The organism is Roseixanthobacter psychrophilus (assembly GCF_043195195.1).
Classification (GTDB): domain Bacteria; phylum Pseudomonadota; class Alphaproteobacteria; order Rhizobiales; family Xanthobacteraceae; genus NCEH01.
This window is the reverse complement of the sequence record NZ_JBAFWT010000005.1, coordinates 214,155-233,286: the sequence shown is the minus strand read 5'-3', so window position 1 is coordinate 233,286 and position 19,132 is coordinate 214,155. Positions and strand designations below refer to the sequence as shown.

Sequence of the window (19,132 nt, the reverse complement as noted above, 5' to 3'; positions counted from 1 at the left end):
CGATCAAAGGGGAGCGAAACCCGATGGCCAGCAATTCCGCCCGCATCGCGGGGCGCCATTTCCTGCAGATTCCCGGCCCGACTCCGGTGCCCGACCGCATCATGCGGGCCATGGACATGCCCGTGATCGACCATCGCGGACCGGATTTCCAGAAGCTCGGGCGCCGGGTGCTGGAGGGCATCAAGACGATTTTCCGCACCAGCAGCCCGGTCATCATCTATCCCGCCTCGGGCACCGGCGCGTGGGAAGCGGCGCTGGTGAACACGCTGTCCGCCGGCGACAAGGTGCTGATGTTCGAGACCGGGCATTTCGCCACTTTGTGGAAGAACATGGCCCTGAAGATCGGCATTGAGCCGGAATTCATCGCCTCCGACTGGCGCATCGGCGCGGATGCCGCCGCCATCGAGGCCCGGCTCAAGGAAGACAAGGCGCACGAGATCAAGGCGGTGTGCGTGGTGCACAACGAGACCTCCACCGGCTGCATCACTTTGGTGCCGGAGATCCGCCGCGCCATCGATGCCGCCGGCCATCCGGCTTTGCTGCTGGTGGACACCATCTCCTCGCTGGCCTCGATCGATTATCGCCACGACGAATGGGGCGTGGACGTCACGGTGGCGGGCTCGCAGAAGGGGCTGATGCTGCCGCCCGGCCTTTCCTTCACCGCCGTGAGCGAAAAGGCGCTTGCCGCCACCAAGACCTCCAGGCTGCCCAAGCTGTTCTGGGCCTGGGAAGAAATGCTCGGCCCCAACCGCAACGGCTTCTTCCCCTACACGCCGGGCACCACCCTGCTCTACGGCCTCGCCGAGGCCATCGACATGCTCAATGAAGAAGGGCTGGAGAATGTCTTCGCCCGCCACGACCGCCATGCCGAAGCCACCCGCCGCGCCGTGCGCGCCTGGGGGCTGGAGGTGCTGTGCCGGGAGCCGAAATATTATTCCTCCTCCCTTACCGCCGTGCTGGTGCCGGAAGGCCATGATGCCGATCGCTTCCGACAGGTGGCGCTGGAGCATTTCGACATTTCGCTCGGCACCGGCCTCACCAAGCTCCAGGGCCGGGTGTTCCGCATCGGCCATCTCGGCGACACCAACGACCTGACCATCCTCGGCGCGCTCGCGGGCGTGGAGATGGGCCTGGAGCTCGCCGGCATCCCGCATCGCAAGGGCGGCGTGCAGGCGGCCATGGACTATCTCGCGGAAGCCGCCCGCCATCAGGTGGCCGTCGCCGCGGAATAGCCCGCATCATTCCGGCGCGGGACCGCTTGCATTCCCGCGCCGGACCGGGACACTTCTCCTAAGGAGAGGACGCGTTCCATGCCCGAGAAGGCCATCATTACCCGGCGTAGCCTGCACGGCGAATTGGTGCCGTTGCTGCGCGACATGATCCTCGGCGACGAATTGCAGCCGGGCGACAAGATCCCCGAACAGGCGCTGTGCGCCCGCTTCGGCGTTTCGCGCACACCCTTGCGGGAAGCGCTGAAGGTGCTGGCGGCCGAGGGCCTGCTGGTGCTCACGCCCAATCGCGGCGCCATGGTCGCACGCATCTCCGATGCGGAGATCGACGAATATTTCCCCATCATGGGGGCGCTGGAGGCGCTGGCCGGCGAACTCGCCTGCGCCCGCATCACCCCGGTGCAATTCGTCCATCTGCGGGCGATGCACGATGCCATGGTGGCCCATTACAAGGCCGGCGATTCCGCCCCCTATCTCAACCTCAACAAGGCGATCCACGCCGCCTTCTTCGACATCGCCGGGAATGGCGCGCTGACTCAGCTCTACAACTCGCTGATGGTGCGCATCCATGCGGTGCGGTTCGTCGCGAAGAAATCGCCCGCCCGCTGGCGTGAAGCCGTGGAGGACCACGAACGCATGATGGAAGCGCTGGCGGAGCGCGACGGCACGCGGCTCGGCCGCATCCTGCGCGACCACCTCAGGCACAAGGCCGGCATGGTGCACGAATCCCTGGCCGACCTGGACGCCAAGGGCAGCCCCGGCCCGGCGACGCCCACCGTGCCGAAGCGTTCGAAAGCCGCGCCCCGTTCGACCGTGGCAAAGACCGGCGCGGCGCCCGCGTCCTGAGACGAGACGGCGCGCCGATCAACATCAGGTCCCACGGGCGGCGTAAAGCGTGGGGCGGCGGTCTTCGCTATAGGGATTTTCCGCCCGCGCGGCGTCATAGGCCCGGGGGTCGATCCGCGCCATCAGCAGCGCCTCGCCTTCCCCCGCCCGCGCCAAATCCTCGCCATCGGGCGCGGCGATCACGGAACAGCCCTGATAGGTCAGCCCGCGCTCGCTGCCGCACAGGTCCGCGTAGGCGATGAACACATGGTTCTCCATCGCGCGCGCAGGGACCACGCTGAGCGCGATGCGCCGGCAGGAGGGGGTTGCCGCGAGCGCGGTCGGGACCACCACCAGATCGGCGCCGGCCAAGGCAAGAGCTTGCACCATTTCGGGGAATTCCACGTCGTAGCAGATTAGGAAACCCACCTTGAGGCCGGCGATATCGACGATTTCGGACACGCGGCTGGAGGCGGTGAAGGCGGCCTTCTCGTCCGGCCCGTAGAGATGGCACTTGCGATAGATGACGGCCCCGCCGGCCGGCCGCACCAGGACCAGACTGTTATAGACCGCATCGCCCGCCCGCTCGGGAAATCCCGCGACAAGGCACATACCCGCGCGTTGGGCGATCTCGCCGAGCCGCGCCACCAAGGGGCCATCGCTCGGCGAGGCGAGGCGGGCGATGTCGGCATCGATATTATAGCCGGTCACGCCCATCTCGGGGGTCACCAGCAGATCGCAGCCGAAGGCGGCGGCGGCTGTCGCCGCGCGTTCGATGCAGGCAAGATTGGCCTCGATATCCGCCGGAGCGGGCGTCATCTGCAATATGGCGATCAGCATGGGCGCTCCGTCAGGGCCGCTTGGGCTGCGGCAGCGCATTCGATCGCACGCCGAGAAAATGAAGAAGGAATTCGCGCAATTCCTCAATGTCGTCGGCGATGCGATCGTCGCCACGGCTCGCCGAAGCATGAAAGATGCCGTCGAGATGCAGGCCGATGAGCCGCGCCATCTTGGCCGCGTCCACGGGCCGATACATGCCCGCCGCAATGCCGCGCGCCAGTGTCTCCTCCACAAGCACGCGTTCGTCGCGATAGAAATTCGCGATCAACTGATCCACCTCCGCGTCGCGAGCGTTCAGGGCGGCGTAGTCGGCCATGATCTTCACCATGCGCGTCACGGTCGGCGCGATGGTGATCTGGATGTCGAGCCATGCGCCGATATCGGACAGGGGATCATTCTCCCGCACGCCGCGCCGCTCCTCATAGCCCACCATGATCTGATTCAGCGCATGAGCGAGCACTCTTCGAAACAGATGATCCTTGTTCTCGAAATAATGGTAGATCAGCCCGACATTGATCCCGCAGGCGAGCGCGATGTCGCGCACCGTGACGATGCTGTAGTGGGATGTCCCGAACAATTGCAGCGCAGCGTCGAGGATGAGTTCGGACCGCTTGGCCGGATCAAGCCGCTGCCGCACCGCCTTCACGTTCATTGAACATCTCCCTGCGGGCGAAGCATCGCATGTGGTCCTTCGCGCGGCCACTTGGGGTTATCCCTTAGGTCATAGGGCCAAGTCACCCCTTTTGCTGCCGATATCGCGAGCAAAGCTCGTTCGCAATTGCACAAGATAGGGCCTTTGAGGCCATGTCAGCGCTTGTTTTGCATAAATGTTGTGCGGTGCAAAAATCTTTCTTGCAGGCACGTATTAAACGCTCGCTTAATAAGCGTCGTCATGTCGCATCCGACTATCGGAGTTCGTCTATGAACCGCTTTTTCCGCGCCGTGGTCCTGCTTGCGCTGCTCTGTAGCGCCGTGTTCGCGCCCGGCCTGAACCGCGCCGAAGCCGCAGAAAAAAAATCCTTCAAGATGGGCTATTCCATCTATGTCGGCTTCATGCCGCTCGCCTACATGAAGCAATCCGGCATCCTCAAGAAGTGGGCCGACAAATACGGCATCGATATCGACGTCGTCCTGGTCAATGACTATGTCGGCTCCATCAATCAGTTCATCGCCGGAGACCTCGACGGCGTCGGCGTGGCCGGGATGGACGGGCTCACCATGCCGGCCGCCGGCGGCGTGGATACCTCGATCTTCCTCATCACCGACTTTTCCAACGGCAATGACGTGCTGATGTCGAAATCGGCGAAATCGGTCGCCGAGCTGAAGGGCCAGGACGTCTATCTGCTGGAGTTCAGCGTCTCGCATTATCTGCTCGACCGGGCGCTGGTGATGAACGGCATGCACGGCGTCGGCGAGGTGAAGACGGTCAACATCTCCGACGCGGACATCGCCGCCGCCTATCTCACCAAGCCGGAATTGAAGCACGCGGTCTCCTGGAAGCCCATGACCGCCGACATGCTCGCCGGCAGCAAGGACTCCAAGGTGCTGTTCGACAGCTCCAAGATCCCCGGCGAGATCATGGACGTGTTCATCGGCAAGACCGAGGTGCTGAAGGACAACCCCAATTTCGCCAAGGCGATCACCGGGGCTTGGTATGAAACGCTCGCCACCTTGAAGGCCGGTGGCGACGCGGCGAAGCCCATCAACGAAATTATGGCCAGCGCCATGGGCACCGATCTCCCAGGACTCAAGTCGCAAGTGCAAACCACCCACTTCTTCTACACGCCGGCAGAAGCCGCCACCTTCCTCACCGCCGCCAGCACCAAGAAGGCCTGGGATTACATCCGCACCTTCTGCTTTGACCGCGGACTGTTCGGCCAGGGCGCGACCAGCGTCGATGCCATTGGCATCATGATGCCGGACGGCAGCGTGCTCGGCGACACGAAGAACGTGAAGATGCGCGTCAACGCCTCGTTCGCCCAGGCGGCGGCCGACGGCAAGCTCTGACACGATCACCAGCGAAGGGAGGGCTGATCCTTGCGACGCATCATCAATTATCCGCCCGCGCGCGGCCAGAAGCTGATCTTGGGCCTCCTTCCCTTCATCGCCATCCTGCTGATCTATCTGATGGCCTCCGAGGCCCGCCTCGCGGTCAATCCCGGCGACAAGCTGATCCCGAGCTTCTCGTCCTTCTACGGCGCCATGGAGCGGCTGATGGCGCAGCCGGACCGCTCCAGCGGCAATTATCTTTTCTGGTTCGACACGTATCTCAGCCTCTGGCGGCTGTGCGTGGGGCTCGGCATCTCGGCATTGCTGGGATGCGTGCTCGGCATCCTGATCGGCTTCATCCCCCATCTGCGCGCCATGTTCGAGCCGGTGCTGGCCGCGCTCTCCCTGGTGCCGCCGCTGGCGGTGCTGCCGATCCTGTTCATCATCTTTGGGCTGGGCGAGGTTTCGAAGATCGTGCTGATCGTGTTCGGCATCGCCCCGTTCCTGATCCGCGACGTGGTGCTGCGGGTGGAGAGCCTGCCGCGCGAACAGATCATCAAGGCCCAGACTCTGGGCGGCTCCACCTGGCAGATGATGACCCATGTGGTTCTCCCACAGGTGATGCCGAACCTGATCAATTCGGTCCGGCTCTCACTCGGCGCCACCTGGCTGTTCGTCATCGCGGCGGAAGCCATCACGGCGGAAGGCGGGCTTGGCTATCGCATCTTCCTGGTGCGCCGCTATCTCGCCATGGACGTCATCCTGCCCTACGTCGCCTGGATCACCCTGCTGGCCTTCCTGATGGATTACGGCCTGCGCCGCCTCAACACCTATGCCTTCCCCTGGGCCGCGCTGAAGGAGAGCTGAGGTGACGGCGATCAAGATCGACAAGGTCTGGAAGGAATATGGCGACACAATCGTGCTGGAGAACGTCAGCCTCGACCTGCCGGACCACGAATTCCTCGTCATCATCGGGCCGAGCGGCGTCGGCAAGACCACCTTGCTGCGCCTGCTGCTGAGCCAGGAGAACCCGACGCGCGGGGAGATCCTGATCGACGGCAAGCCGATCGCCAGCGAACCCACCGCCGACCGGGGCGTGGTGTTCCAGCGCTATTCAGTGTTTCCCCACAAGACCGTGCTGGGCAATGTGATGCTCGGCCCGCAATGGGCGCAGGCGCCGCTGCTCGGCCGCCTGTTCGGCAAACAGCACCGCGAATTGAAGGCGCGGGCCATGGCCCTGCTCCAGCGCGTCGGACTTGGCGCGGCGGCGGATAAATATCCCCAGCAGCTTTCCGGCGGCATGCAGCAGCGCCTCGCCATTGCCCAGGCGCTCATCATGAAGCCCAAGGTGCTGCTGCTGGACGAGCCGTTCGGCGCGCTCGACCCCGGCACCCGCAAGGCGATGCATGTTCTGGTGCGCGAATTGTGGGAGGAGCATGCCATGACCATCGTCATGGTCACCCATGATCTTGCCGAGGCGTTCGCCCTCGGCACCCGCGTGATCGCCGTGGACCGCCCCCGCAGGGACCCCCAGGCGCCGGAACGCTATGGGGCCACGATCACCTCGAATTTCGAAGCCAAATGCCGGGTCGTCCGCGAATCCGAACGCTTCGAAGCCGCCCGCGCCAAGGCGCGGCAGGACCACGGCCAGAGCGGGGCCTCGCCCCCGGTGAGCGCCGTGATCCACCCCTTCTCCCTCAAGGTCGGCGCCGCCTAAAAGCCAAGCCCGCCTTCAACATCCAAAGCCTCGGAGCACGCCACATGGTCGCGCAACCCTTTCACTTGGCCTGGTTCATGAACTTCACCCCCGACGAATGGCGCGAGCCGTTCGGCAATGGCGGCTATCCCTGGGATGGCCGCTTCTATGTGGAGATGGCGCAGACGCTGGAACGCGCCTGCTTCGACTACATCATGATCGAGGACAAGCTGATGGTCCCCGAGACCTTCGGCGGCTCGCGCGATTTCGCGCTGAAGAACGCCATGATGGTGCCGAAGCACGATCCGGCCCCGCTGGCCACCGCCATGGGCATGGCGACCAGCCACCTCGGCGTGGTGGCCACCATGTCCACCATGGCCTATCCCCCGTTCTTGCTGGCGCGCCTGTGCTCCACCATCGACAGCCTGACGCGCGGCCGCTTCGGCTGGAATATCGTGACCTCGGCGGAGGACCTCTCGGCGCAGAATTTCGGCATGGACAAGCTGCCGCTGCGCGAAACCCGCTACGAGATGGCCGACGAATACATGGAAGTGGTCGGCAAGCTGTTCGACAGCTGGGACGAGGACGCGATCGTCCTCGACCGCGCGAATGGCGTCTATGCCGATCCCGCCAAGGTCCGCACCATCGACCACAAGGGCAAGTATTTCCAGGTGCGCGGGCCGCTGAACACGGTTCCCTCGCCCCAGGGTCGGCCGGTCTATGTGCAGGCCGGCGCCTCGCCGCGCGGGCGGGATTTTGCGGCGCTCCACGCGGATTCCATCATCTCGGTGGCGAGCGGCGTCGCCGAGATGAAGAAGTTCCGGGACGATATCCGCGCCCGGGCCGTGAAGCTCGGCCGCGATCCCAATGAAATCAAGGTGCTGTTCTGCATCACCCCGACGCTCGGGGAAACCGAGGAGGAGGCGAAGGCAAAGTACCAGCGCCAGGTCTCCTCGCCGCATTTCATCAACGATACCCTGTCCTCCCTCTCGGCCATCACCGAGATCGATTTCTCGATCTATGACGTGGATAAGCCGCTGCCGGAAAAGCTCGTCACCAACGGGGAATCCGGCACGCTCGACAAGTTCCAGCAATGGGGCTCGGGCAAGACCGTGCGCGAACTGGTGGTGGACGGCGGCGGCGGCCTCGTCTCATCGGTCGAGCTGATCGGCACGCCGGACCAGGTGGCGGAGCGCATGGGCGAAGTGATGGACGAGGTGGGCGGCGACGGCTTCCTCATCACCACGCCGGTGCTGCGGGTCTCGCGCCGCTACATCATGGAGGTGGCCGACGGCCTCGTGCCGGCTTTGCAGCGGCGCGGCCTGACCCGCACCGCCTATAGCCACCAGACCTTGCGCGACAATCTGCAAGCCTTCTGAGTTTGCACGCGTTCTGAGGCCGGTGCGGCGGCGCAGAGGCACGCCGCCGCCTTCGCCACACGGAGAGACCACAATGCCCGAAACCGAGACCGGAGCCGTTTCCCAAGACGCGCTCGATACCTTGTTCCGCACCGCCCGCTCCCACAACAAATGGCGCGACGGCAAGATCTCCGACCAAACCCTGGTCGAACTCTATGACCTGCTGAAGATGGGTCCCACCTCGGCCAATTGCTCACCCGGCCGCTTCGTCTTCGTGCGCACGGCGGAGGGCAAGGAAAAGCTGCGCCCGGCCCTGTCCAAGGGCAATCTGGAGAAGACCATGGCCGCCCCGGTGACGGTGATCGTGGCCCGTGACGAAGCCTTCTACGATCACCTGCCCAAGCTGTTTCCCCATGCGGACGCCAAATCCTGGTTCACGTCGAGCCCGGAGGCGGCGCGCGAGACCGCCTTTCTGAACGGCACCTTGCAAGGCGCCTATCTGATCCTCGCCGCCCGCGCGCTTGGGCTCGATGCCGGCCCCATGGGCGGCTTCGACAAGGCCTTGGTGAACGAGGCCTTTTTCGCGGGAACGACCTGGACGGCCAACTTCCTGGTCAATCTCGGCCATGGCGATCCCTCGGGCGTATTCGACCGGCTGCCGCGCTTCGACTTCTCCGAGGCGTGCGTCCTGGCGTGAGCCGGGGCGCCCCTCCCCGCCCACTTGGAAGGTCATCATGATCGTAAGCCAAGAACCGCCGGCGGCGGCCGGCGCGGCCAATGCCCCGGCCGTGACCCAGCAGAGCTATCGCGACGCCATGTCCCGCTTCGGCGCGGCGGTGAACGTCGTGACCACCGACGGACCCGGTGGGCGGGCGGGATTTACCGCCTCGGCGGTGTGCAGCGTCACCGACACCCCGCCCACCTTGCTGGTGTGCCTCAATCGCGGCGCGTCCGTCAGTCCGGCGTTCCAGGCGAACGGCGTGCTGTGCGTGAACACCCTCGCCCCGGCGCACAAGGGATTGTCCAACCTGTTCGGCGGCAAGACGCCCATGGAGGACCGCTTCGCGGCGGCCCAATGGGCGCACGCGGCCACCGGCGCGCCGGTGTTGGCGGATGCGGTCGCGGCATTCGACTGCAGGATCGCCCGCACGGTGGATGTGGGCACCCATTGCGTCTTGTTCTGCGAGGTGGTGGGCCTCGCCGTCGGCGGTGCGGGCGAAGCCTTGATCTATTTCGATCGGCGCTATCACGCGATTCATGAGGGAACCTCGCAATAGGGCGTCCCCTCCCCCTCCAAAACGCCCGCAAATGCTTGGATTTGCGTGAAATGTTTCACGTGAAACACTATTTTCCGGAAGAAGAACCGTGCGGAAAGGGTGATTTTTCGCATTATTCTGCGGAGGAACTTCAATTTTCCGCAGAACTTCGGCACTCAGAGCCGGTTTGGAAATGCGAAAAAAGGGGGGGCTGCGCGATCCCTTATCGTCTTGCCCGGCCTTGTGCCCGCGATCCACGCCGAACCGCTTGGCGCATCCTGTGAGTCTTGGCCCTGGCCTCGCCGCGTGGATGGCCGGGACGCGCCCGGCCACGACGCTCCGGAAAGCGCCGATCGACACGGGCCCCCCTCACCCGCCCGCTGCGCGGTCGACCTCTCCCGTGGGGGAGAGGTGAGGAACGGGAGAGGTGGATTTTCAAACAGTCTCTAACGAGCCCCGCCTTGCCCTTGGCTGCGCGGGGCGCGGCCTCAGCCGAGCGCCTCCTCCAGGCGGTCGGCGATGGTGCGCAGCACTGTCACGCGCGCGTAACGCTTGTTCTCTGCCTCCACTAGCGTCCAGGGGGCATAGAAGGTGCTGGTGCGGTCCACCATATCGGTCACCGCCTGCTCGTAGAGCGGCCATTTTTCCCGGTTGCGCCAATCTTCCGGGGTGAGCTTGAAGCGCTTATAGGCGACGCGCTCCCGCTCGGCGAAACGGCGGGCCTGCTCTTCCGGACTGATGGCGAGCCAGAATTTCGCCAGCACATAGCCCGCCTCGGTCAGCTGGCCTTCAAAATCATTGATCTCGCCATAGGCGCGCCCCCAATCCTCCTGCGGGGTCAGGTTCTCCACCCGCTCCACCAGCACCCGGCCATACCAGGAGCGATCGAACACGGCGGTATTGCCGCGCCCCGGGATGCGGCGCCAGAACCGCCAGAGATAGGGCCGCGCCCGCTCCTCGTCGGTGGGGGCGGAAATGGGATGGACGCGAAAGCGCCGGGGGTCGAGCGCTTCGCGCAGGCGCATGATGGTGGTGCTCTTGCCCGCCGCATCGCTGCCCTCGAACGCACAGACGAGACCGCGCTTGGCGAAGCCCCGTGAAATGGTGAGGCGGGTGATGCGCTGCTGCTCCACATCGATCTGCGCGCGATAGGTCTCCTCGTCCAGCGCCTTGCTGAAGTCGAGGGTGGACAGAATGCTCACCGCCGGAAGAGCTGCCGGGATCGGCATCGCACGGGCGGGCACAGGTGCGCCGGCCGCAACCGCCGGCGCCGCGGTCGCGCGCAACAGAAGTTCCATCAAGGCATTACCGACCGCGATGGCGCAATAATGCGGATCCGCGGCCGGGACGATGGTCCAGGGGGCGATGCCGGTGGAGGTCTGGCGGAACCCCTCGGCGGCGCTTGCCTCCAGGCGGCGACGCGCCTTCTTGCTGGTGATGTCTGTCCATTCGCGCACCACCGGCCGGTCGGTCGGCCCCTCGTCCAGCGCTTTCAACCGGGCCTGGGCGTCCTTGGGGTCGAGATAGAGCCACAGCTTCAGCAGCAGCACCCCCTCGGCATGCAGCATCGCCTCGAAGCGATTGATGGCGTCCAGCGCCTGGGTGAGGTTCGCCCCGTCAGGTCCGCCGAGCGCATCGGCCTTGATAGGCGTGTGATACCAGGAGCCGAGGATGATGCCGATTTCGCCATGGGCCGGCATGTCGCGCCAATATTTCCAGATCTCCGGGCGGGCGCGCTCCTCGTCCGTGGGCGCATCATAGGTCAGGGTCGTCAGCTTGCGCGCGTCCAGCCAGCCGTAAAGCTGGTTGAGCACCCCGCCCTTTCCCGCGCCGTCCGCGCCATTGATGAGAATGAGCACGGTGCGCCGCTTCTGGGCGATCAGCTCCGACTGGAGGTCCAGCAGCCCTTCGCGCAGGCCAGGTTCCAGCGCCTTGAAGCTCGCTTTGTCGAGATGGCGCTCGATCTTCATGGAATCAAACATGAAATTCCTGTCTTTTCCGCCCACCCCACTGTCCGGCGGCGCGGCCATAGCGTCAAGCGCCCCGACGCTTGAATGCGGCGACCCGGCGGGCGATGGTCGCCGCCCGCTTCGCAAGGAGGAGCCCGAAGGTGCCGCATCTCGTCATTCTCGCCACCGGCGGCACGATCGCGGGCACCGCTGAAACCGGGAGCGGGGTCGGCTATGCCGCCGGCGCGCTCGCGCCCGACACGCTGGTGGCGGCGGTGCCGCAGCTCGCCGCGCTCGCCCGCATCACCACCGAGCCGGTCGCCGCCATCGGCAGCCAGGACATGGACGAGACCGTGTGGCGCCGCCTCGCCGCCCGCATCGCGGCGCTCGACGCGGATGGCGGTGGGGATGGCGGGGTGGATGGCATCGTCATCACCCACGGCACCGATACGCTGGAGGAAACCGCCTTCTTCCTGAACTGCGTGCTGGCACCGAGGATCCCGGTGGTGCTGACCGGCGCCATGCGTCCGGCCAGCGACCCGCATCCCGATGGGCCGGACAACCTGCTCCAAGCGGCGCGTGTCGCGCTGGCGCCGGACACCGCCGCCCACGGCATCGTCGCGGTGCTGCACGGCGAGATTCATAGCGCCACGGACGTGACCAAGCTCCATACGCTGGCGCTGGACGCCTTTGCCTCGCCGCACCGCGGCGCGCTGGGCCGCATCGCCGGGGGCGAGGTGGTGTTTCATGCCCCGCCCGCCCGCCGCCACCCGCTGCTGGCTTTGCCCGCACAGGCGCTGCCGCAGGTCGCGATCCTCTATGCCCATGCCGGCATGGGGGCCGGGATGGTCGAGGCCGCCCGTGCGCTCGGTGCAAGGGGCCTGGTGCTGGCGGGGATGGGCGGCGGCAATGCGCCAAAGGGCGTGCTGGCGGCCCTTGCGGCGGCGGTTGCGGCGGGGAGTCCCGTGGTCCGCGCGAGCCGCTTGCCGGCCGGGCCGGTATTGCCGCGCCGGGAAGTGGATGACGAAGCTTTCGGCTTCGTCCCGGCACAGGATCTCAACCCCGTGCGGGCGCGGCTGCTGCTGCAATTGCTGCTCGCCCACGGCATCGTCCGCCCACAAGACCTCGCGCCCTGGTTCGCCTCGCCCTGACGTCCCGAACCGACCGCCGCGCCCGGAGGTCCCACCCCAATACCTTCATTGCCTAGGGTTATCGCGGCCATCGCGGTGAGACAAATACTGTCGAACTGAAAATACTGGTTGGTTAAATTTGCAGGAATGAACCAATTGGTTGAGCATAGCTTCTGTAAAAACCTGCTCGACAAGTGACCCGCTGTTCCCCCATTCTGATTTCAACGCTGACCGCTGGCGACTCGTTCTAACGCTTCAAGCGGTGGCGCGGCAGGAGGCACGCATGTCGAGCGGGAACACTGCAAACCTACCGGAAATGTTGACCGCAGGCGATCCCGGCACCGTCACCGCTTTGACCTGGAGCTGGGCCACGCAGACCGTGCTCGACTTCGACCCGGCGCACGACACGCTGGATTTCGGCTGGTTCTCCGACGACACCTTCACGGTCGCGGAGGTCGACGGGTCGGTGGTTATCGCCATCCCCTCCTGCGCCGAGACCTACACCTTGCGCGGCGTCACATTGGCCGAGCTGTCGCTCGCCAACATCACCGCGCTGAACGCATCCGCCCTCGTCGCCTGGAGCCGCATCCTCGACCCCGGCGACGGCGCATTCGGCGGCAATGCGGGGCTGGGACAGGAAGTCGCCATCACCTGGGGATGGGCGAGCGACCAGACCATCGCCTTCGATCCCGCCCATGACATGCTGGATTTCGGCTGGTTCAGCGCCGCCCAGTTCACCCTGTCGGAAGTGGACGGCTCCACCGTCATCACCATCCCTTCCAGCCTGCAGACCTATACGCTCGCGGGCGTCGCGCTGGCGGACCTGTCCTTGTCCAACATCACCGGACGGGACCCCTCGGGACTGGAAACATGGGCGACAGCGCTCACCGCGGCGCACAGCGCGCCGGCCGAAATCCCGGCCGAACCTGCCCTCGATCCGGTCGCCCAAATCCCGCCGGTCGTCGCAACGCCTGTCACCGAGGCGCCGGTGGCGGAGACCCCCGTTGCGGAGGCTCCTGCTGCGGAGACTCCGGTGGTGAACACGCCAGTGGTCGTGGTGGCGCCCACCGAGACACCCGTCGCCGAGACACCCGTCGCGGAAACGCCGGCCGTGGAGACCCCTGTTGCCGAAACGCCGGTGGTCGAGACACCGGTCTCTCAGACCCCTGCAAACGGCACGTCCACGGGGCCGATCCTCGCGGGCTATTTCGCCGACTGGACCGTCTACGACCACAATTACACGATCTCCGATGTCCCGGCGGACCAGCTCACCAATCTCATCTATGCCGCCGCCTATATCGACGCGGACGGCCGCATCGCCATGTGGGATCCCTATGTCGATACGCAGATGCTGTTTTCCGCAGCCGACAGCGTGGATGGCGTGGCCGACACCGCCGGGCAGGGGCTGGCGGGCAATTACCACCAGATCGCAGAATTGAAGGCCGCGCATCCCGACCTGAAGGTCTCCATCACCGTGGGTGGCGCGGCGCTCTCGGCCAATTTCAGCGACGCCGCAGCGACCGCGGACAGCCGCGAGACCTTCGCCCAGTCCCTGGTGGACTTCCTCAAGACCTACCCCATGTTCGACGGCGTGGATTTCGACTGGGAGTATCCCGGCAACGGACGGCCGGAGGATGCCGAGAATTATGCCCTGCTGCTGGCCAGCGTGCGCCATGCGCTGGACGGGCTGGAGCGCGAGACCGGCCGCGACTACACCATCTCCGTGGCCTCGCCCGTGGGCACCGACCAGATCGCCGGCTTCAATCTTGCGGGCCTTGAGCCTTATGTCGACTGGTTCAACATGATGGCCTACGACTTCCACGGCACGTGGGAGACCACCACCGGCCACCTTGCGCCGCTGGAGAATACGTCCGACGGCATCGGCATCGAGAACGCGGTGGCGCAGTATCTGATCGCCGGCATCGACCCGGCCAAGATGGTGCTGGGCGCCCCACTCTATACCAGCGCCTGGTCGGGTGTCGCGGACGGCGGCGACGGGGGGCTGCACGCGCAAAGCACGGGCCTTCCCACGGGTGGCAGCGGCCTTGGCCATTACGACTACAGCCAGATCCTCGCCGACCTGCAGACCGCCGACAGCGGATGGAAGCTGTATTGGGACGACGATGCCCAGGCGGCCTATGTCTATAACGAGGCCCTCGGCATCTTCTCCTCGGTCGAGACTCCGTCCTCGATCGCACTGAAGTCGGAATGGGCGCAGGGTCTCGGGCTCGGCGGCATGATGTTCTACGACCTCGCCAGCGATGCCACCGGCAGCGCCGAAAGCGTGATCGCCGCCGCCCATGCGAGTTGGGTGGAGGGCCAGTCTCTGTCGCAGATCGCCGCCGCCTCGACCCTGAAGCCCGACGTGGTGATCGGCGGAAACGGCGTGCTCGACGCCGTGGTGAGCACCGCTGCGACCCACGACCCGATGACGGTCGAGATCACCTGGAACTGGGGCAAGCAGGATCTCATCACCGACTTTTCGCCCCTCACCGACACGCTGGATTTCGGCACGATGCAGGCCGGCGCCTTCTCGATCAGCGAAGTCGACGGCTCGACGGTGATCGACATCACCGACAACAAGCACAGCTATATCCTGCTTGACGTGACGCTCGATGAACTGAACCTCAACAACGTCGCCGGCCAATATCATTCGGCGCTTGTCGAATGGTCCGCCGCGCTCGACACGGCGCATGCCGCCACCTCGGCGGCGGCAAGTCTTGTGGCGGCCAGTTTCGTGGTGGCGAGCCTCCTCGGGGTGGATTCGACCGCGACGACGACCCTCCTGGGATGAACCATCTTGCATGCATGGTGACATAAGCCATCTGACATCGCCTAATTTTACATCATAATGCCCGTAGAATGCGCAGACATGCGGTCAATGTGCGATGAAAACCCTTGATTCCCGGCGCCCCGCGTCTGGCATGTGAATTGCTGAGAGAGGGGCAGAGTTGGCGGCTAGGGTTCCGGCATCGCGTCAAGCGATGTGCTGGTCCGAGAGCTGCCACCGGTCCGGGAGACATCCGGCCGGGTGCACGGCGGGATAAAAGCCCGGGAGACCTCGGTGGCCAAGGAATTGGCGGCACTGGAGTCTCGCCAATTCCTCATCGTTTGACCTAACGAAGGGGAATAGAATATGCGCTCTCGCTTCTCGAAATTCTTGGGCCTTGCCTGTGCCGCCGCGCTCATCGCCGGCGCGTCCCCGGCGCTCGCCGCGCCGAAGAAGGAATTCAAGGTCGCCTGGTCGATCTATGTCGGCTGGATGCCCTGGGGCTATGCCGCCGAGACCGGCATCGTCAAGAAATGGGCCGACAAATACGGCATCAAGATCGACGTCACCCAGTTCAACGACTACGTCGAATCCATCAATCAATACACGGCCGGTGCCTTCGACGCCTTGACCGTCACCAATATGGATGCCCTCTCCGTGCCGGCCGCCGGCGGCGTGGACACCACCGCCGTGATCGTCGGCGATTTCTCCAACGGCAATGACGCCGTGATCCTCAAGGACAAGACCAAGCTCGCCGACATCAAGGGGCAGAAGGTCAATCTGGTCGAGTTCTCGGTCTCCCACTATCTGCTCGCCCGCGCGCTTGAATCCGCCAAGATGAGCGAGCGCGACGTGAAGGTCACCAACACCTCCGACGCCGACATGGTCGCCGCCTACAAGACCAAGGCGGTCACCTCCGTCGTCACCTGGAACCCGCTGGTCTCGGAAATCCTCGCCGACAAGAGCGCCCACAACGTGTTCGACAGCTCCAAGATCCCCGGCGAGATCATGGATCTTCTGGTGGCCAATACCGAGACGCTCAAGGACAACCCGGACTTCGGCAAGGCGCTGGTCGGCATCTGGTACGAGACCATGGCGCTCACCACCGCCAAGAGCGAAGCCGGCATCGCCGCCCGCACCGCCATGGGCAAGGCCTCCGGCACCGACCTCGCCGGCTTCGAAAGCCAGCTTGCCGCCACCAAGCTGTTCGACAAGGCCTCCGACGCCGTCGCGTTCGTGAAGTCGCCGGCGGTGGGCACCACCATGGACCGGGTGCGCAAGTTCCTGTTCGAGAAGAAGCTGCTGGGCAACGACGCCAAGTCCGCCGACGCGGTGGGCATCGAGTTGGCCGACGGCAAGGTGCTGGGCGATGCGAAGAACGTGAAGTTCCGCTTCACCGACACCTTCATGGCCGCCGCCGCCGACGGCAAGCTCTAGCACCCGCAGGCCTTTGCGGGACCCCCTCCCTCCTTGCGGGGGAGGGCTGGGGAGGGGGTATGGTGCCGCAAGCAACGCGCGCGCAAGCATCGCCCTCGTCGGGATAAACGCAGAGACACCCCCCTCCCTGCCTCCCCCGCAAGGGGGGAGGGGACAAGCGCGACGGGGGGAAACAAAGCAACGGCAGATCGGAGATCCCCTCCATGCGTCTCATCAATCGCAGACCGGACCGCACGGCAGGGCTCCTGCTGGCGATCCTGCCGTTCGCGCTCGTGCTCCTCGCCTATGTCCTCGGCTCGGCCGAGCGCCTGGCGGAAAACCCGGCGGACAAGCTCCTGCCGAGCCTTGCCACCCTCGGCGACGCCATCGTCCGCGTCGCCTTCACCGCCGATGCCCGCACCGGGGATTACATCCTGTGGGCCGATACGCTGGCGAGCCTGGAGCGGCTCATTTCCGCGCTCGCGCTCTCGACGCTCATCGCCCTGGTCGTGGGCCTGCTGATCGGCCTGCTGCCGGGCGTGCGGGCGCTGCTTGCGTCCTTCGTCGGCATGGTCTCCATGGTGCCGCCGCTGGCCCTGCTGCCGATCCTGTTCATCGTGCTCGGCCTCGGCGAAACCTCCAAGATCGCCCTGATCGTCATCGGCGTGACCCCGTTCCTCATCCGCGACCTCGCCATGCGGGTGCAGGAATTGCCGCGCGAGCAGATCATCAAGGCGGAGACGCTCGGCGCCTCCACCTGGCAGATCGCGCTGCGCATCGTGCTGCCGCAGATCCTGCCCCGCCTCATCGACGGCGTGCGTCTCTCGCTCGGCCCTGCCTTCCTGTTCCTGATCGCCGCCGAGGCCATCGCGGCGGATTCCGGGCTCGGCTATCGCATCTTCCTGGTGCGGCGCTATCTCGCCATGGATGTGATCCTGCCCTATGTGGCCTGGATCACCCTGCTCTCGGTGATCATGGATTTCGCCCTCGCCAAGCTGCGCGACACCGCCTTCCCCTGGTTCGGAGGGGCGAAATGACCGCGATCCAAGTCGAGCACCTCTGGAAGGAATATGGCGACCAGATCGTGCTGGAGAACATCTCCCTCGATTTCGCGCCCCGCTCCTTCGTCGCTTTGGTCGGTCCCTCCGGCTGCGGCAAGACCACGTTCCTGCGCATCCTGCTGAGCGAGGAACAGCCGACGCGCGGGCGCGTGCTGATCGACGGCAAGCCGCTCGCCGGCGAGCCCGGTGCCGACCGGGGCGTGGTGTTCCAGCGCTACAGCGTATTCCCGCATCTGACCGTGCTGGGCAATGTGCTGCTCGCCGCCGAAATTCCCGGCGCGCCCTTCACCGGCCACCTGTTCGGCACCGCCCGGCGGCGGGCGCAGGAGGAGGCGCGCGCCCTCATCGCCGAGGTCGGGCTCGCCGGCGCCGAAGGTAAGTATCCCGCCGCCTTGTCCGGCGGCATGCAGCAGCGCCTCGCGCTCGCCCAGGCGATCATGCGCCGCCCCAAGATCCTGCTGCTGGACGAGCCGTTCGGCGCGCTCGATCCCGGCATTCGCGGCGACATTCACGCACTCATGCTCAAGCTGTGGCACAGCTGCGAGATGAGCGTGGTGATGGTGACCCACGATCTGAAGGAAGCCTTCACGCTCGCCACCCGCGTCATCGCCTTCGAGCGCAAGCGCAACCGCAGCGAGGAGCGCGAGCGCTTCGGCGCCACCATCGCCCACGACATCGAGGTCTGGCCCCGGCGCATCGCCGGCCAGCCGCGCATCAACCCCTCCGATCGGGACGACCCGATCTCCCCCGAGGACATTGGCCGGGACGACCCGGCGCTTCTGTCGGTCTGAGGAGAGACGCATGACGATGAATGACGAGACACGCGCCCTCATCGAGGCGAACAAGCGCCGCTATGAGGAATTGAAGGCCGCCGGCCAGGACCATGCGCCCCGAGCCCTGCCCGCGCCCACCGAGCGCTGGAGCGTGATGCTCCCGCCCGGGCCGCTGCATCGGGAAACCATTCCCGGCGGCTGGTATTGGACCGTGAAGGTGCTGGCGGGCGAAGCCCTGCGCCTCTCGCTGCCCGAGGGGCCGTCCGCCATCTCCCTGATCGCCTGGAACGCCGCCGACACCTCCGAGCGGCTGAACTATGCCGATACGGTGAAGGTCCAATGGACCGCCGCCCTCGGCAAGGGGCGGGTGATCTTCTCCGACATGGGCAAGGTCATGTTCTCCATCGTCGAGGACACCACCGGCGCCCATGACGCCTTGATGGGCGGCTCGACCCCCGCCTCCAACCGCGCCCGCTACGGCGACGCCGTGCTGCGCAACACGCGGGACAATTTCATTCTCGCCGCCGGCAAGCTCGGCCTCGACCGGCGCGACATCCCGCCCTGCATCAGTTTCTTCGCCCCCGTGCGCACCAATGAGGCGGGCGGCTTCGTATGGCTGGAGGGCCAGCGGCAGCAGGGCGATTTCGTCGACCTGCGGGCGGAAATGGATGTGCTGGTCGCGCTCTCCAACTGCCCCCACCCGCTCGACCCGAACCCGGCCTATGACCCGAAGCCCGTGGAAGTGGTGCGGTTCCAGGCGGCCGCCCCCGCCGCCGACGATCTGTGCCGCACCGCCACCCAGGAAGCCGTGCGCGGCTTCGAAAACCTCGTGCGCTGAGG

17 protein-coding genes and 1 riboswitch are annotated in these 19,132 nt (G+C 65.7%); of the genes, 14 read left to right on the top strand and 3 right to left on the bottom strand.

Going from position 1 to position 19,132, the window contains the following annotated elements:
* Positions 1-23: 23 nt before the first annotated feature.
* Together V5F77_RS07880 and V5F77_RS07875 are read left to right on the top strand one after the other, a co-directional pair.
* Positions 24-1,232, top strand: coding sequence for a pyridoxal-phosphate-dependent aminotransferase family protein (locus V5F77_RS07880; protein WP_429004789.1), 1,209 nt, complete (start codon positions 24-26; stop codon positions 1,230-1,232).
* 78 nt (positions 1,233-1,310) lie between these two features.
* On the top strand, positions 1,311-2,075 hold the full coding sequence (locus V5F77_RS07875) for a GntR family transcriptional regulator (protein WP_429004788.1): 765 nt from the start codon (positions 1,311-1,313) through the stop codon (positions 2,073-2,075).
* 24 nt (positions 2,076-2,099) lie between these two features.
* Here the strand turns inward: V5F77_RS07875 and V5F77_RS07870 are convergent, their stop codons facing one another.
* Positions 2,100-2,894 carry a carbon-nitrogen hydrolase family protein gene (locus V5F77_RS07870; protein ID WP_429004787.1) on the bottom strand — a complete coding sequence of 265 codons (795 nt, stop codon included), beginning with the start codon at positions 2,892-2,894 and terminating at the stop codon, positions 2,100-2,102.
* Positions 2,895-2,904: 10 nt separating this feature from the next.
* Entirely contained in the window at positions 2,905-3,546 is a 642-nt protein-coding gene (locus tag V5F77_RS07865; protein WP_429004786.1) for a TetR/AcrR family transcriptional regulator, read from the bottom strand.
* A gap of 269 nt (positions 3,547-3,815) precedes the next feature.
* Between V5F77_RS07865 and V5F77_RS07860 the strand changes: the two genes are divergently transcribed.
* The 6 genes from V5F77_RS07860 (at position 3,816) to V5F77_RS07835 (ending at position 9,214) form a co-directional block, all read left to right on the top strand.
* On the top strand, positions 3,816-4,901 hold the full coding sequence (locus V5F77_RS07860; RefSeq protein ID WP_429004785.1) for a putative urea ABC transporter substrate-binding protein: 1,086 nt from the start codon (positions 3,816-3,818) through the stop codon (positions 4,899-4,901).
* Positions 4,902-4,931: 30 nt separating this feature from the next.
* Complete coding sequence (locus V5F77_RS07855) at positions 4,932-5,750, top strand: ABC transporter permease (protein ID WP_429004784.1); 819 nt, start codon at positions 4,932-4,934, stop codon at positions 5,748-5,750.
* Position 5,751: 1 nt separating this feature from the next.
* Positions 5,752-6,600 (top strand): ABC transporter ATP-binding protein, encoded by an 849-nt coding sequence (locus V5F77_RS07850; RefSeq protein ID WP_429004783.1) that lies wholly within the window; start codon positions 5,752-5,754, stop codon positions 6,598-6,600.
* A 44-nt stretch (positions 6,601-6,644) separates the two neighbouring features.
* Positions 6,645-7,958 carry an NtaA/DmoA family FMN-dependent monooxygenase gene (locus V5F77_RS07845; RefSeq protein ID WP_429004782.1) on the top strand — a complete coding sequence of 438 codons (1,314 nt, stop codon included), beginning with the start codon at positions 6,645-6,647 and terminating at the stop codon, positions 7,956-7,958.
* Positions 7,959-8,031: 73 nt separating this feature from the next.
* Positions 8,032-8,634, top strand: a complete 603-nt coding sequence (locus V5F77_RS07840; RefSeq protein WP_429004781.1) for a malonic semialdehyde reductase — start codon at positions 8,032-8,034, stop codon at positions 8,632-8,634.
* A gap of 37 nt (positions 8,635-8,671) precedes the next feature.
* Positions 8,672-9,214, top strand: a complete 543-nt coding sequence (locus V5F77_RS07835) for a flavin reductase (RefSeq protein WP_429004780.1) — start codon at positions 8,672-8,674, stop codon at positions 9,212-9,214.
* 467 nt (positions 9,215-9,681) lie between these two features.
* Here the strand turns inward: V5F77_RS07835 and pap are convergent, their stop codons facing one another.
* Positions 9,682-11,175 (bottom strand): polyphosphate:AMP phosphotransferase, encoded by a 1,494-nt coding sequence (gene pap, locus V5F77_RS07830; RefSeq protein ID WP_429004779.1) that lies wholly within the window; start codon positions 11,173-11,175, stop codon positions 9,682-9,684.
* A 128-nt stretch (positions 11,176-11,303) separates the two neighbouring features.
* Here pap and V5F77_RS07825 point away from each other — a divergent pair, with 128 nt between their 5' ends.
* The 6 genes from V5F77_RS07825 (at position 11,304) to V5F77_RS07800 (ending at position 19,130) form a co-directional block, all read left to right on the top strand.
* The gene (locus V5F77_RS07825; RefSeq protein WP_429004778.1) at positions 11,304-12,293 is read left to right on the top strand and encodes an asparaginase; all 990 of its coding nucleotides are present in this window, start codon (positions 11,304-11,306) and stop codon (positions 12,291-12,293) included.
* A 262-nt stretch (positions 12,294-12,555) separates the two neighbouring features.
* Positions 12,556-15,066, top strand: coding sequence for a glycoside hydrolase family 18 protein (locus V5F77_RS07820; protein ID WP_429004777.1), 2,511 nt, complete (start codon positions 12,556-12,558; stop codon positions 15,064-15,066).
* A gap of 153 nt (positions 15,067-15,219) precedes the next feature.
* Positions 15,220-15,332, top strand: a riboswitch (guanidine-I (ykkC/yxkD leader).
* A gap of 76 nt (positions 15,333-15,408) precedes the next feature.
* Complete coding sequence (locus V5F77_RS07815) at positions 15,409-16,479, top strand: putative urea ABC transporter substrate-binding protein (protein WP_429004776.1); 1,071 nt, start codon at positions 15,409-15,411, stop codon at positions 16,477-16,479.
* Positions 16,480-16,682: 203 nt separating this feature from the next.
* Positions 16,683-17,495 carry an ABC transporter permease gene (locus tag V5F77_RS07810; protein ID WP_429004775.1) on the top strand — a complete coding sequence of 271 codons (813 nt, stop codon included), beginning with the start codon at positions 16,683-16,685 and terminating at the stop codon, positions 17,493-17,495.
* Positions 17,492-18,310 (top strand): ABC transporter ATP-binding protein, encoded by an 819-nt coding sequence (locus V5F77_RS07805; protein ID WP_429004774.1) that lies wholly within the window; start codon positions 17,492-17,494, stop codon positions 18,308-18,310. Before V5F77_RS07810 ends, V5F77_RS07805 begins: the two co-directional genes overlap by 4 nt.
* Positions 18,311-18,326: 16 nt before the next feature.
* Entirely contained in the window at positions 18,327-19,130 is an 804-nt protein-coding gene (locus V5F77_RS07800; RefSeq protein ID WP_429004830.1) for an urea amidolyase associated protein UAAP1, read from the top strand.
* Positions 19,131-19,132 lie beyond the last annotated feature (2 nt).